General features: G+C 41.9%; 11 protein-coding genes. 8 read left to right on the forward strand and 3 right to left on the reverse strand.

Annotation, left to right across the window (positions count from 1 at the left end; translation table 11 throughout):
- Positions 1–481 precede the first annotated feature (481 nt).
- The 4 genes from ACRWSG_RS09420 (at position 482) to ACRWSG_RS09435 (ending at position 7,866) form a co-directional block, all read left to right on the forward strand.
- Positions 482–3,298: a TonB-dependent receptor gene (locus ACRWSG_RS09420; RefSeq protein WP_462166136.1), complete on the forward strand. Its 2,817-nt coding sequence runs from the start codon at positions 482–484 to the stop codon at positions 3,296–3,298.
- Between the two features lie 272 nt (positions 3,299–3,570).
- Entirely contained in the window at positions 3,571–4,908 is a 1,338-nt protein-coding gene (locus ACRWSG_RS09425; protein WP_054552279.1) for an MFS transporter, read from the forward strand.
- Positions 4,909–4,985: 77 nt separating this feature from the next.
- Positions 4,986–7,430, forward strand: a complete 2,445-nt coding sequence (locus ACRWSG_RS09430) for a glycoside hydrolase family 127 protein (RefSeq protein WP_054552280.1) — start codon at positions 4,986–4,988, stop codon at positions 7,428–7,430.
- Positions 7,431–7,440: 10 nt separating this feature from the next.
- Positions 7,441–7,866: an FKBP-type peptidyl-prolyl cis-trans isomerase gene (locus ACRWSG_RS09435; protein WP_054552281.1), complete on the forward strand. Its 426-nt coding sequence runs from the start codon at positions 7,441–7,443 to the stop codon at positions 7,864–7,866.
- Between the two features lie 83 nt (positions 7,867–7,949).
- Here the strand turns inward: ACRWSG_RS09435 and ACRWSG_RS09440 are convergent, their stop codons facing one another.
- Complete coding sequence (locus tag ACRWSG_RS09440) at positions 7,950–8,924, reverse strand: arabinan endo-1,5-alpha-L-arabinosidase (RefSeq protein WP_228482636.1); 975 nt, start codon at positions 8,922–8,924, stop codon at positions 7,950–7,952.
- 133 nt (positions 8,925–9,057) lie between these two features.
- Here ACRWSG_RS09440 and ACRWSG_RS09445 point away from each other — a divergent pair, with 133 nt between their 5' ends.
- On the forward strand, positions 9,058–10,086 hold the full coding sequence (locus ACRWSG_RS09445; RefSeq protein WP_462166137.1) for a glycoside hydrolase family 43 protein: 1,029 nt from the start codon (positions 9,058–9,060) through the stop codon (positions 10,084–10,086).
- 42 nt (positions 10,087–10,128) lie between these two features.
- Here the strand turns inward: ACRWSG_RS09445 and ACRWSG_RS09450 are convergent, their stop codons facing one another.
- On the reverse strand, positions 10,129–11,295 hold the full coding sequence (locus ACRWSG_RS09450) for a sodium:solute symporter family transporter (RefSeq protein ID WP_462166139.1): 1,167 nt from the start codon (positions 11,293–11,295) through the stop codon (positions 10,129–10,131).
- Positions 11,253–11,759 (reverse strand): sodium:solute symporter family transporter, encoded by a 507-nt coding sequence (locus ACRWSG_RS09455; protein ID WP_462166140.1) that lies wholly within the window; start codon positions 11,757–11,759, stop codon positions 11,253–11,255. The genes ACRWSG_RS09450 and ACRWSG_RS09455 overlap by 43 nt, the downstream gene beginning before the upstream one ends.
- A gap of 261 nt (positions 11,760–12,020) precedes the next feature.
- On the opposite strand from ACRWSG_RS09455, the gene ACRWSG_RS09460 reads away from it, so the two are divergent.
- The 3 genes from ACRWSG_RS09460 to ACRWSG_RS09470 all read left to right on the forward strand — a co-directional run bounded on the left by ACRWSG_RS09460 (position 12,021) and on the right by ACRWSG_RS09470 (position 14,404).
- Entirely contained in the window at positions 12,021–12,743 is a 723-nt protein-coding gene (locus ACRWSG_RS09460) for a FadR/GntR family transcriptional regulator (RefSeq protein WP_054552285.1), read from the forward strand.
- Positions 12,744–12,788: 45 nt separating this feature from the next.
- Positions 12,789–13,568, forward strand: a complete 780-nt coding sequence (locus tag ACRWSG_RS09465; protein WP_462166141.1) for an SDR family NAD(P)-dependent oxidoreductase — start codon at positions 12,789–12,791, stop codon at positions 13,566–13,568.
- Between the two features lie 128 nt (positions 13,569–13,696).
- On the forward strand, positions 13,697–14,404 hold the full coding sequence (locus ACRWSG_RS09470; protein ID WP_055198542.1) for a sulfite exporter TauE/SafE family protein: 708 nt from the start codon (positions 13,697–13,699) through the stop codon (positions 14,402–14,404).
- The last annotated feature ends 27 nt before the right edge of the window (positions 14,405–14,431 follow it).

Here is a 14,431-nt window from a genome sequence, read left to right on the forward strand (position 1 = left end):
ACATCGAAACAAACCAGTAAAAGTGCAGCAAAAAATAACTCTATATTGTATTATTGTATTTTTATCATAGTAGCATCAAAAAACGCCAGGTAAATAACTTGTTAGCCCTTTTTTGTTGCTCTGGATGAACAAAAGACAAATAAAACAAGCAAACAAATAAATGCTAAGTGACTGATAATAATGGGTCTACATAAATTCCCAAGATAAAAACGCAGCCCTTTTTTAGTTTGTAACGTGTTATAATTACAACGTTTTTTGTAAACACTATGGCACTAATTTTAATTTGGCTTTTTGAGTTGACTGTTAAATAATCATACAATATGATTAAAGTTCGGGCAGCAATGTATTAACATAATAAAATGTAGACACACTCGCGCACCGTTTTGACAACACACGATGCACAATGCAGTGGTCACTCTTCGGTAACTGAATGGGGAAAGTTCAGCGGACCGATATAACTATAATTTGGAGAACACCGCTTATGTTTAAAAGAACACACATAGCCAGTGCTGTAGTTATGGCATTTACCTGTCAATTTGCTTTTGCACAGGAGGAAGCACCAAAAACTCCTGAGAATAACGTCGATGAGATGGAAGTTATTCAAGTATCAGGTATTCGCGGCAGTTTAAACAAAGCGCTAGATGAAAAACGTGCAAGCGTTCAAATCGTGGATGCAATTGTTGCTGAAGATATTGGTAAATTCCCTGATAACAACGTAGTTGAAGCACTACAACGTGTGACAGGTGTACAAACAACAGGCCGTGGTGCTGGTGAAGTAAGTGCGGTTTCAATCCGTGGTCTTACTGATGTTAATACCACAGTGAATGGCCGTGCTATCTTTACAGGTGCGGGTCGTGATGTGGCGCTGCAAGACATACCTGCAAGTTTACTTTCGGGTGTAACAGTTTATAAAACCCGTTCGGCGGATCAAATTGAACGTGGTATCGCAGGTGCGATCGATATCAAAACCCACCGTCCTTTCAACTTCGAAGGTGAAAAAGTTGTTTTAGCGGCACGTGCGATTTACTCAGATCAACCAGATGAAGTTGATCCAAATATCAGTGCGTTACTTTCTAACCGTTGGGAAATCGACGGCGCTGGTGAGTTTGGCGCACTTTTCAATATTTCTTATGCTGAAACACATTACCGCGATGACACCATCACAGCAGGTGCTGTATTCCCATTCTTTACTGATAAACCACATTATAACTACTCGCCATACTCTAGAATTCCAAATCGTGACTCGCGAGATAACCTAATCTGGCAAGGTGGTTTAGAAAATGGCTTACCTACGTCGCCAGGCTCTACCCTTGATATTGAAGGAGTTCCAACGGAATATTTATTAGCACGTGATGCAATTTTTGGTACTTCATTTACAGGTCTTCGTAAGCGTCCTGCTGCATCTGTATCTTTACAGTGGGCACCAGATGAAACTCTAGAAATCACAGCTGAAGGCTTCTATACAGGTTACGAAAACGAATCGCAAAATGCGATGTGGTTCTCAAATACGTTTGAAAACGGTAACGGCTTTATTGAAACCCCAACTGTGTTTGATGGCACTAACGTTATTAAAGAAAAGCAAGCGATTGGTGCTGGTGGTTTCCAAAGCGGTGACTTTTCATATGGTAAAACAGATAGCTACTTATATGCGCTAGGTGCCGAGTGGCAAGCAAGCGATTACCTAACTATTAATACTGAAGTTGTTTATCAAGACAGTGAGTATAAAACAGATTTCTTCGCAATGCGTTTTGACCGTGTATCAACAGGACTTGATGTAGATTTCAACGACAAAGACGGCGTACCAGGCATCGCGTTTTGGGATGATCCAAACACTGCGGTAAACGAAGCAGATATGACCGCTATCGAAAACTGGAATGCAGGTACTATTTATGACAATGGTGGCGGAAACAGCGGCGATTCGATTAGTTTTACAGTAGATAGTGAGTATCTCCTTGGTGGTACTTTCATAGATAAAGTTAAATTCGGTGGCCGTTTCGAAAACCGCTCCGCACAAGAGTTTACTAGAACTGATGATGAAGGTATTGGAAACACTTCAGTTGCTAGCCTTATAGAGCAGTTAGTTGCTGCAGGGGCGTCTGGAGACGGAAGTGGCTTAATTTTTCAAGTAGATGATTACTTTGATGGTCGCGCCGATGTATTTAATAGCTTTATTACAGCTGATGGCAGTTATTTACTGAAAAATGCAGATGTTGTTCGCCAGGTCTATGGTGCTGAAGTCGAGGATTTAGCGACAACTTTTGATATTGACGAAACTTCGTATGCATTTTATGCAACAACTAATTTCTTTATAACAGAGGATATTAGTGGTGAATTCGGTTTACGTTACGTGAACTATGAGCAAGATATGAAGTTTTATGATCCAGAAAAAAATGGTGAACTTACAACAGGCAAGAATAAAACAGATAAGATTTTGCCTAGCTTAGTACTTAACTGGAACATCACGGATGACGTAGTGGGTCGTGTAGCATATACAGAAACACTGCGTATGCCTAACTTTGCTGACCTGAACACGGTTGTAAGATTACAAGACCCATTAACTGACAATCCTTATGGTACAGGAACGGGTGGTAATTCTAATTTACAACCAACAGAGTCAAAGAACTATGATTTATCACTTGAGTGGTACTTCGCAGATACAAGCTCTATTTACGCTGCTTACTTTAAGCGTGAAATCGAAGGTTTAGTGTTACCAGGGCGTAAGACAGAAGTTCTTGAAGGTAATGATGGTCAAACAAGACCGTACGTTATCAGTACATCTGTAAATGCTTCAAGCGGAGAGCTTTCGGGTTTTGAGCTTGGTGCAGTTTATTTTCCTGAAAACTTACCTGAGCTGTTAAATGGTTTTGGTGTACAAGCTAGTTTTACCATGCTTGATTCATCACAAGAAACTCCAGACTTTAACGAAGCAGGAGAAGTAACCGAATATGTTAAATCGCAAATGTCAGGTGTTTCTGATGAATCGTACAGCATCGTAGGTATCTACGAGCGTGATTCATTCGACATGCGTTTATCTTATGTATGGCGTTCTGAGTTCTACACAGGTAACGAAGCGGCAATCTTTGCTAACCCGATTCAATTCTGGAATCGCCCTGAGCAAAGCTTAGATTTCCAATTTAGCTACAATGTGAATGATGACTTTGTCGTAACCTTTGATGCAACGAACATCCTAGATGACGTATATCAAAGCTACTACGGTGAAGGTAACGACAACCTATTTAACTTTGGTAACGGTATCTACTCACGTACATTCGCACTAGGCGCACGTTACTCTTTCTAAATTTCTTTTATAGACCTAAAAACCCCGGCTTTGCTGGGGTTTTTTATTGGTTTTTATAAACCAAACCATCGGTCGAAAAGAGTTGCGATTTAATAAGTATGATAATACTATTAATTAGATTAGCATTAAATTTACAAAAATAACGAACGCAATGACCAAGCTGTGTAATATCTAAGGCTGTAAATTTATTTGATACGCAGTGTTGAAAACTTTTTAGCATTGCTTGAAATAGTGAGCGGCGGCTCATTATTGACCAATTAGGGTGTTGTTGTATGGAATCTCAAAAGTTATCCGTTGTAGAAAAGGTCGGCTTTGGTGCCGGCGACATGGCAGTAAATGTCATGGTTGCAGCGTTATTCTATTTTATGTCTTTCTTTTACACCGATATCTACGGGCTTGATCCGGTTGATATGGGTGTGTTGTTTTTAGTGGCGCGTTTTGTTGATGCCTTTACCGACCCTTTAATGGGGGTGATCACCGATAAAGTGAAAACCCGTTGGGGTCAGTTCCGTCACTGGTTCTTATTTTTATCTGTGCCATATGGTTTGTCGGTCGTACTGTTATTTACCACGCCTGATTTCGACTACAACATGAAGTTAGCTTGGGCTTATGCCACATACTTGTTTGCGACCTTGATGTTTACCGGTGTTGCTATCCCTTATATCTCTTACATTGGTGTATTAACTGCCGATCCTAAAGAGCGTTTGTCAGCTAATGGCTACCGTATGTTCTTCGCTAAGATTGCCAATGTGGTGATCGTATTTTCAGTACCGCTGCTTGCCTCATATTGGGGAGATGGCAGCTTGTCGTATGGTTATAAACTGGCAATGGCATTAGTATCGGCTTGTGCCGTAGCACTATTTTTGTTTTGCTTTTTTACTACTCGCGAACGTATTACCCATGAGCCACAAACCGAAGGTGTACTTACACAATTAAAAGTACTTATTAAAAACGACCAATGGTTACTCCTGTGTGCAGCATGTGTGCTTGGTACGCTTGGCTATGCGATTCGTGGCAGTGTTGCTATGTATTACGCAACCTATTACTTAGGTGTACCAGATTTAGCGGGTGCCTTTACCAGTGCGGGTATTGCAGCATCTATTGTCTCTATGGTGGCAAGTACGTGGATCACCCAGCGTTACTGTAAAATGAAGCTATTCCGTCAATCACAAATCGCCGTGCTATTCATCTCATTGCTAATGTATTTTGTGGTGCAACCGGGTGATGTAATGATGGCGTTTGTGCTTTATATCATCTTGTCATTTGTTGTTGATTTACATGCACCAGTGTTCTGGTCTGCCATTGCTGAAGCTGTAGATTACGGTGAAATTAAAGACGGCGTTCGTGCATCGGGCCTATCATTTGGTGGTATTTCATTCTGCCAAAAAGCAGGGGGTGGCTTAGCTGGCTTAGCAGGTGGTTTATTACTGGCATTCTTTGAGTACAAGCCTAACGTTGAGCAAACTGAATTTACCCTTATGGGCTTAGCACTGATGCTAACTATCATTCCGGGTGTATTCCACGCCTTACTTGGTTTGATTTTGAAAAAATACAAAATTACCGATGAGTACTATACGGATATGGTTATTCATAAACGCCTACCAAAATAACCATCCTTTAAACGCACACACTAAATAAGTGTGTGCGCTTTGCTCTTTAAAATAACAATTCGCTGGGAGACAACAGTATGAACACATTCAAGGTTAGCTATTTAGCAAGCGTTTGCGCTGCAATTTTAACTGTGACCGGTTGCAGTGAGCAGCCTACAGACAGTAAACAAACTGCTGCTGTGGAGCATGCTGAACATACCAGCGAACAACATTTATTTGCCCTAAACCAAGTAAGTTTAAACGCCAGCCCGTTTTTACATGCGCAGCAAACGAATGTGCGTTATTTATTAGCACTTCATCCAGATCAGCTGCTTGCTCCTTATCTGCGTGAAGCTGGCCTTAAGCCAAAAGCGCCTAACTATGGCAACTGGGAAAGCACAGGCCTTGATGGGCATATTGGCGGTCATTATCTTTCAGCCTTGAGCCTTGCATGGGCAGCCACAGGTGACGAAGAATTAAAGCAGCGTTTAGATTATATGCTAAGCGAGTTGGATCGCGCCCAGCAAGTCACTGGTGGTTACTTAGGCGGAATCCCAAATGGCGATGAAATGTGGCAGCAGATTGAAAAGGGTGAAATCAAAGCCGATTTATTCAGCTTAAATGACCGCTGGGTACCGCTTTATAACATAGATAAAATCTTCCATGGCTTGCGTGATGCATACGATGTAGCCGGTAGTGATAAAGCCAAACAAATGCTATTTAAGTTAGGTGAATGGTTCTTAGCGACCACTGCTAAGCTAACTGATGAACAAGTTCAACAAATGTTGTATTCAGAGCATGGTGGCTTAAATGATGTGTTTGCTGATATGTACTTTATTAGTGACGATGAGCGTTACTTAAAACTAGCGCGTCAGTTCTCTCATAACATCATTATTGAACCCTTATTACACAAAGAAGATAAGTTAACGGGCCTGCATGCCAATACGCAAATTCCAAAAATTATTGGTATGTTGAAGGTCGCAAATGCCAGCGATGATAAAGCATGGCAGCAAGGTGCTGACTTTTTCTGGAAAATAGTCAGCCAAGAGCGCTCAGTATCAATTGGCGGTAACTCGGTACGTGAGCATTTTCATGATAAAAGTGACTTTACGCCGATGGTTGAAGATGTTGAAGGCCCAGAAACCTGCAACACTTACAACATGATGAAACTGAGTAAGTTATTGTTCTTAAAAACCGGTGATACGCGCTATTTAGACTATTATGAGCGCGCCACATATAACCATATTTTATCGTCACAACACCCAGAGCATGGTGGTCTTGTTTACTTTACCTCAATGCGCCCTGGGCATTACCGCATGTATTCGTCAGTGCAAGATTCAATGTGGTGTTGTGTAGGCTCAGGTATTGAGAATCACAGCAAATATGGTGAGCTGATTTATAGCAATACCGGTAAAGAGCTATGGGTGAACTTGTTTATTCCAAGCACGTTAAATTGGCAACAGCAGGGTTTGCAGATCACGCAAGACAGCCAATTCCCAGATGATAACAAGGTCTCACTGACCGTGAATCGTTTGTCTGAGGGGCAAAGCACTGAGTCGGTAATTCATATTCGTAAACCGTCTTGGCAGCAAGGTGAGCTGAGCTTTACTTTAAATGGACAAGCTGTAAGCGCAACCGAAAAAGATGGTTACTACAGTATCAGCCATGCTTGGCAAAGCGGTGACAAGCTTGCTTTTGAACTTAGTCCTAAGCTTTATACTGAGCAGCTACCTGATGGTCAGCATTATTACTCTGTGATGTATGGGCCTGTTGTAATGGCCACTAAAGTACAAGCATTTGCAAATGAGCAGCTTAACTTTGTTGCTGACAATAGCCGCATGGGCCACATTGCCGCAGGGCCGACTTGTCCGCCAGAAGCTCTGCCAATCATGCTGAGTGAGCCAGAAAAGTTTATTGCCGATCTCACTCGTAAACCGGGCCAAGAGCTCGCATTTATCGCCGATAAAAATGTGGCGATTGCCAAGCAAGGTATCGATAACACAAAGAGCACAGAGCTAATTCCGTTCTTCCGCTTACACGATAGTCGCTATCAAGTGTATTGGCCGCAGCAAAGTGAAGCTGAGTTCACGCAATTTGTTGCCGATGCAAAAGCGGCTGAGCAAGCGAAAGAACAGCTTCGTTTATTAACCGTTGATCAAATTACACCGGGTGAGCAACAACCTGAAGTCGAACACGACTTTAAAGGTGAGGGAACCCGCGCAGGTGTTAATAATGGTCATCATTGGCGCGATGCGACAGGTTGGTTTGAGTATCAGCTTAGTAACCCAGAACAAAAAGCGGTTGCTTTGCGTATTCGCTATTTTATTGGCGATGTGAACCGTCATTTCTCAATTAATTTAAATGGTGAGCAATTAGCTGGAGTTAGTTTGCCTGTAGGTAAACCAACGGATGAGTTCTACACCATTGATTACCCATTAACAGAAGCAATGAAAAAGTCGAAAACGCTTACTTTACGTTTTGCTGCCGACAAAGACTCTGTTGCCGGTGGTATCTATGGTATTCGTTTAATCAACGCACAATAAAGAGTTGGCTATGTTAAGCAACAATGTGTTTGCGACGGCTAAAGAGCATGTTTTACCGTCGCTTTTAGATAACAGCGCTGAGCAACACAGTTTTTACCAAACACCCACAGGGCTTGGTTATCGAGTGATTGAGCAAGGTCAGGGGGATAAACCTAGTTGGGATGCTACTGTGACTGTGCATCAACGCGTTACCCTTACAAATGGTCGGGTGTTATTTGATACTCGCAAGCAAGGCGCTGCTGTAGAGTACGAAATTGCAGAGGCGATAGTGGGCTTGCAAGAAGCATTGCAATTAATGAATAAAGGCAGTCGCTTTGAAGTGCTAATACCTGCGCATCTGGCGCGTGATGTGTACAGCGTATTTATTGAAGAAAAACATCAACAAGGCTGCCATAGCCCCATGCTTGTTGATATTACCTTGGTTGATTTTAGTTGATAACACCTACTTTCAACCTCAAACGAGGTCATTAAAGCAAATAAAAAACCTGCAATTTTGCAGGTTTTTTGTGTGTTGAATAATTACTTCTTAAGCTTAGTTTTGAGCTTATTTAGGTCGGCTGGGTTAACAACCGGCCAATTGTTTTTCCAACTCATAGGTAAAATACGTAGCTTTTGCACGCCGTTATCGGCTGTTTCGTAGGCGTGTAATACTAAATAGTCTTTGCCATCAAAGGTGTACGCAGCATTATGACCAAGGGCTGCCCAATCTTTATTACCTTCAATAACTAAACTGCCACCGCCATCAACCATAGAGCGACCTTGTTGATCTAAATATGGGCCTTCGATGTTTTTGCTGCGACCTACGCGTACGTTGTAAGTACTCTCTACGCCACGGCAGCATTTATCAAACGAAACAAATAGGTAGTAATAGTCGTTCTTTTTAAAGATATAAGGTGCTTCAATTGGGCCATGTTCCGTGTTTGGGCGACTCGCAATGTGATGCCATTTTTCAGGTTTTGCTAAGCGCACCATGTCATCATCAAGTTGTACTAGTTTAAGACCACCCCAGAACGAACCAAAGCTCATCCACGGTGTACCATTGTCATCTTCGATAATGGCAGGGTCGATAGCGTTCCAATCGTCACGCTCAGGCACAGATTCAACCACAATGCCGTAATCAATCCACTTGTAATCAGGTGATGATGGGTCAAGGGTTTCGTTAACCGTTACACCAATTGCTGAGGTGTTTTTGCCAAATGCAGAGACTGAGTAATAAAGGTAAAACTTACCATTTTTCTCGTACACATCGGGTGCCCATAAGTGGCCATCAAAACTTGGTGAAATACGCTTTGCCCAACTTGGCTCATCTTTAAAAACGCGGCCGGTAAGTTTCCAGTTGGTTAAATCTTTCGACTCATAATAGGTAATGCCCGGGCCTGTGCTAAAGACATAGTACGTGTCGCCTTCTTTGGTCATTACCGGATCGTGTACTTCAACTTGTTTTGCAGATACGGCTGCGGCAGAAAAAAGTAGCCCTGTTGAAAGCCACTTCATTGCGTGTGTCACGTTACTTACGGGTCTCATGCTTGAATACCTTTTGTTGTTTTAACTCTTGTGTTCATTCAGCTACTATATAATATGTAATACAATATTAACAATAAAATCGAGACGAATTACAGGACACATTATGCTCAAAAAATTATCTCGGCTAACGCTTCTTAGTGCGTTAAGCGCCTCGTCATTGTCAGCCCTTGCTGATGCTAATAGTAGCAAGACTCTTGCACCTATTGATAATCCGATCGTACTTAAACGTGCTGATCCTTGGTTAGTTCGTGATGAAAAAAGTGGCTGTTATACGTTTATAGGTAGTTCGCCGAAATTTGATGAAATTGAGCTGCGCCAAGCTTGTCGCTTAAACGATTTAAAATTAGCTGAGCCGAAGGTTATTTGGCAAAAGCGTGATAAAGGTTCAATGAGTGTCAATATTTGGGCTCCAGAGCTACATCAGATTAATGGTAGTTGGTATATCTACTTTGCCGCAGGTGATATCGAAAAACCGTTCAGTATTCGTATGTATGCACTTAAAAACGACAGTGCTGATCCAATGCAAGGTGAGTGGCAAGAAATGGGTCAAGTCACCAGCCACTTGGATAGTTTTTCGCTTGATGCAACAAGTTTTACGCATAAGGGTAAGCGTTACATGATTTGGGCGCAGCAAAACCAGCCTGCAACCTATAACTCAGCTTTATGGTTAGCTGAAATGGACTCACCAACATCAATTAAAGAGCCTATTATCGCGATTACTGAGCCAACTCTTGATTGGGAAGTGCAAGGTTACAAGGTAAACGAAGGTGCTGCTGTTATCACTCATGGCGATAAAATATTTGTCACTTATTCAGCCAGCGCTACCGATCATCGATATGCAATGGGCTTACTATGGGCAGATGTGAATGCTGATTTACTTGATCCTGCTAGCTGGCATAAAAAGGCAGAGCCAGTGTTTACTACCAATGCTGAGTTGGGTCGTTTTGGTCCTGGACACAACAGTTTTGTGAAAGCTGAAGATGGGGTAACCGATTTAATGATTTATCACAGTCGTGACTATAAAGAGCTGAAAGGCACACCACTGACAGATCCAAATCGCCATGCGCGAGCCCGCATTATTACGTGGGATAAAAACGGCTTTCCAGTGTTCTCACCTGAACGAGCAGACTAAAAAAGGGCGCCAATTGGCGCCCTACAACTTGGGAACGAACGATTACCAGAAGCGGTAGTAAATAAAGGCAGTAATACCAATAATACCCGCAGTATGAATGTAGTCCCACTTATCTAAGCCGGCAGCCACTTCTTTCATGGTTGCTTTATCTAGACTTGAGAAAGTAAGACCTTTCAATTGTTCTTCGTCTGCTTGCTTGGTGAAAATACTCACCACAATCATAATGGCGACCACGATGACAAATAGCAGAATACAGTAATACAACCAGTTCATCGTGGTGATCCACGCAAATGATGAACCTGCTAAATCATCTTTAAATGGCAGCAACACTAAGCGGATCATACCCAGTACAAAACCTGATACTAAGCCCACAAAACCCGCTGTTGGAGTGATGCGTTTACTACATAAACCGAGTAAGAATACCGCAGCAATGCCCGGTGCAATAAGAGACTGAACACTTTGCAGATATTCATAAAGCACATCGGCAATTAAGCTCATGACGGGTATCCATAAAAGGCCTAATACAACAATCACGATAGTGGCAATTCGACCTACCTTAAGAAGGTGTTTCTCAGATGATTCAGGTTTGAATTTCTTATAAAAATCAATGGTGAATAAGGTTGCTGATGAGTTAAATAATGATGCTAAAGAACTCATTAGTGCTGCAACTAAACCACCGATTACAATCCCCTTAACACCTGCTGGCAATAGCTCAGCAACTAAAGTTGGGAAGGCTTGGTCAGCACTTTCATAGCTAATAATACCTTTAGCATTTAATGCATAGGCAATCATACCCGGCACTAAGAAGATAAATACAGGAAGTAATTTTAAGTAACCAGCAAACATGGTACCGCGACGCGCTTCTTTAATGCCTTTTGCGGATAAAACACGTTGTACGATGTATTGGTCGGTACACCAATACCAAAAACCAATAATGAATGAACCAAATACAATGCCAGGCCAAGGGAATTCAGCATCTGAAGCACTGCGAATAAGGTGCATATTAGCATCGTTGATACGCTCAACTTCTTCCCAGCCACCTACTTTATCTAAACCAACAACTAATATGACTAAGGAGCCAATAATGAGCACCGGAGTTTGCAACACGGAGGTCCACATAATGGCTTTCATACCGCCAAGCACCGTATAAATACCGGTGATAACCACTAAACGCCAATCGCTGAAATCCAGAAGAAGTCGATGCCCCAAATGCTCTCAATACCCAAGATTGTTTTAAATGCGATACCGCCGGCATAAACCGTTACTGCAACCTTGGTTAATACATAACTAATCAATGAGATAACAGACAAGAAGGTACGTGATTTAGAGTTAAAGCGGCGCTCTAGGAACTCTGGCATGGTGTAGACTTTACTACTCCAATAGAAAGGTACGAAAATCCAACCGAGTAGTAGAATGATCCACGATTGCATTTCCCAGTGAGCCAGTGCCATACCCGATTGTGCACCTGAACCTGAAAGGCCCACCAAATGTTCCGAGCCAATGTTTGATGCGAAAATAGAGGCACCAATCACTAACCAACTTGCATTACGACCCGCTAAAAAGTAATCAGCGGTGTCTTCTTCTTTTTGTCGCATAGACATCACGACAACGCCTAGTAACAGGACAAAAAATCCTGCTAGCACTGCCCAGTCTAAGGTACTTAGTTCGACCATCGTGTGTTCCACCTAATTTTGAAAGAGAATTTTGCTTTTTTAGTTGCTGAATAAAAATATTATATTATAAATAAGGTAAGTGAAAGAGATTTGTTAAAATAAGGTGACAGTCTGTAGGTAAAATGGTGACTGTATTGTTTGAAATATAGACACTTGTATTAGGCTGTTTTTTGCTTGTTATTGATTTTAATCAATTATTTCCAGGATGACGGAATAGCTTTATAGATGTATCATATTACTCAGATCTTTTGAGGAACACACATGGCGCGTTTAGAAAATTTAAACCTATCACAACAAGTTACCAATGAGCTTGGTAAAGCAATAATTGTTGGTGATTATAACACTGAAACGGGGCTACCAACCGAAGCACAACTTTGTGAAGTGTATGGTATTAGCCGCACAGCTGTTCGTGAAGCAGTGAAAATGCTTGCTGCAAAAGGACTGATTTCTTCTCGTCCACGACAAGGTATTCGTGTTGAGTCGGCGGAGAACTGGAACTTATACGACACAAGCGTATTAAAATGGTTGTTAGAAAGCAGCCCATCGCTTTACGTACTTAAAGAATTCTTACAAGTGCGCTTGGCGATTGAGCCGCAAGCAGCAGCACTTGCAGCCAGAAAAGGTGACCAAGCAGCCATTGCAGAAATTAAAATGGCACTCGATAAAATGCAAGCGGCAGCAGAAGAGCCAGAAGGCGTAATGCATGAGCCAGACCTTGCCTTCCACACAGCAATTTTACATGCCAGTGGTAACCGTTTTTTCTATCAATTACGTGATTTTATTCGCACCGCATTACACGTAAGTATTCAACATACTACACCTGCTAAGGGTAATAAAAAGGCTATCGCTGAAGAGCACTTTAAAGTGTATAACGCGATTGCGAGCGGCGATCCTGAACGTGCTAAAAACATGATGACGTACATGATTGATGAAGCAATGGCGTTTATTGAAAAAGAAATCGCTGATAAAGAAGCGGCTCAATAAGTATCGCTTCTTGACGTTGTAATTACTTTAAAACAAAAGGTTATCATGCCAAATTCAAACGAGCTAAAAACAGTTTACCCAAGCCTTGGTGGTAAGAGTGTGTTTATTACTGGTGGTGCATCGGGAATTGGTGAAGTAATGGTAACGCGGTTCTGCGAGCAGGGCGCGAAAGTCACCTTTGTTGATATTGCAACTGATCAAAGCGATGCGTTATGCGCTAAATTAGCTGGTAAATATGAGTTTGACCCGCAGTTTATCCATTGCGATATTCGTGATGTAGAAGCCTTAAAAGCGGTCATTGAGCAAACGCGTCAGCAACAGGGTGACATTGGTGTGTTAATTAATAACGCAGCCGATGACACCCGCCATGCCGCTGAGAATATGGATGTGAAATATTGGGAAGATAAGTTTGCTGTTAACTTGCGCCCGTGTTTCTTTTCATCGCAAGCTGTAGTTGAACACATGCAGCGCTTGGGCGGCGGTAGCATTATCAATATGGGGTCGGTAAGTTGGCGTATTAAGCAAACAGGCATGCCAGCCTACACAACCGCAAAAGCGGGAATTGAAGGTTTAACCCGTTCATTAGCTGCTTCATATGGTAAAGACAATATTCGTGTGAATTCACTGGTTCCGGGTTGGGTGATGACAGAGCGCCAAATGACTCATTGGCTAACCCCAGAAATGATTGAAGATGTTCGTTTAAGTCAGTGTATTAACGAAACAATACAACCAGACCATATAGTGAATGCCGCGTTATTTTTAGCTGCTGATGACAGCCGCATGATGACAGCACAATCACTGATAGTGGATGCGGGTTGGACTTAATTAAATTGTTAGTTGCTTTAAATTAAATTAAACCAAAGAAAAAATTTTACACGATCCAAATAGTACTATAATAATAAATAATTATTTTAAACATTTGAATCTAATACTTAGGAAGGTGGTAAGAAAGTTTGACCGACTTTGTACTTGTTTATTTAATTCTGATTATTGGCGCTTGCCTGCAAAGTGTTATTGGCTTTGGTTTAGGTATGTTATGCGTGCCTGTACTTTACTGGCTAATGCCAGAGCTGGTGCCTGGGCCAATGATTTTGAATGCGCTGTTTTTAACCTCGGTGTTAATGATTAAACACCGCGGCGCGATAGACATGAAACAGACGGGCATTTCCATTATTGGTGGGGCCGTAGGGGTTATCCTTGCCGCTATGGTGATGTGGTATGTCAATGCGAAGCAGTATCAACTCTTGCTAGGTGTGAGTATTTTGGTAGTGGTGGCATTATCCATCATAGGTATGAAACCGAAAATCTCCACCATTACTAGCTTACTCGCGTCAATGTCGTCGGGTTTTTTAGGTACCACAACGTCAGCCGGTGGCGCGCCAATGGGGCTACTCTATCAAGCTGAAGATAAAGACAAAATTAAAGCAAACCTGAGTGCCTTTTTTGTATTTATAAACCTGTTTGGCATTATTGTATTAATGCTGACAGGTTCTGCCGATATGGCCGATGTGAAGCTGTTCTTTTTCTGCTTACCCGCTATTTTAATTGGCTGGGGCTTGTCGTTTGTGATCAACAATAACCTCAATGAAAAGGCCATTCGCGGCATCATCTTGCTGGTTGCGGGTTTATCTGGTCTAGCACTTATTTTCATACACAGATAGAATGAGAATAGTTCAGCTTTTTGTGTA

This window comes from Pseudoalteromonas sp. GB43, assembly GCF_054923805.1.

What these genes read in the sequence shown, in the direction of transcription:
- ACRWSG_RS09425 (WP_054552279.1), top strand. Translation starts at nt 3,571, where the DNA reads ATGGAATCTCAAAAGTTATCCGTTGTAGAAAAGGTCGGCTTTGGTGCC.
- ACRWSG_RS09465 (WP_462166141.1), top strand. Translation starts at nt 12,789, where the DNA reads ATGCCAAATTCAAACGAGCTAAAAACAGTTTACCCAAGCCTTGGTGGT.
- ACRWSG_RS09445 (WP_462166137.1), top strand. Translation starts at nt 9,058, where the DNA reads ATGCTCAAAAAATTATCTCGGCTAACGCTTCTTAGTGCGTTAAGCGCC.
- ACRWSG_RS09455 (WP_462166140.1), bottom strand. Translation starts at nt 11,759, where the DNA reads ATGGTCGAACTAAGTACCTTAGACTGGGCAGTGCTAGCAGGATTTTTT.
- ACRWSG_RS09440 (WP_228482636.1), bottom strand. Translation starts at nt 8,924, where the DNA reads ATGAAGTGGCTTTCAACAGGGCTACTTTTTTCTGCCGCAGCCGTATCT.
- ACRWSG_RS09435 (WP_054552281.1), top strand. Translation starts at nt 7,441, where the DNA reads ATGTTAAGCAACAATGTGTTTGCGACGGCTAAAGAGCATGTTTTACCG.
- ACRWSG_RS09460 (WP_054552285.1), top strand. Translation starts at nt 12,021, where the DNA reads ATGGCGCGTTTAGAAAATTTAAACCTATCACAACAAGTTACCAATGAG.
- ACRWSG_RS09420 (WP_462166136.1), top strand. Translation starts at nt 482, where the DNA reads ATGTTTAAAAGAACACACATAGCCAGTGCTGTAGTTATGGCATTTACC.
- ACRWSG_RS09430 (WP_054552280.1), top strand. Translation starts at nt 4,986, where the DNA reads ATGAACACATTCAAGGTTAGCTATTTAGCAAGCGTTTGCGCTGCAATT.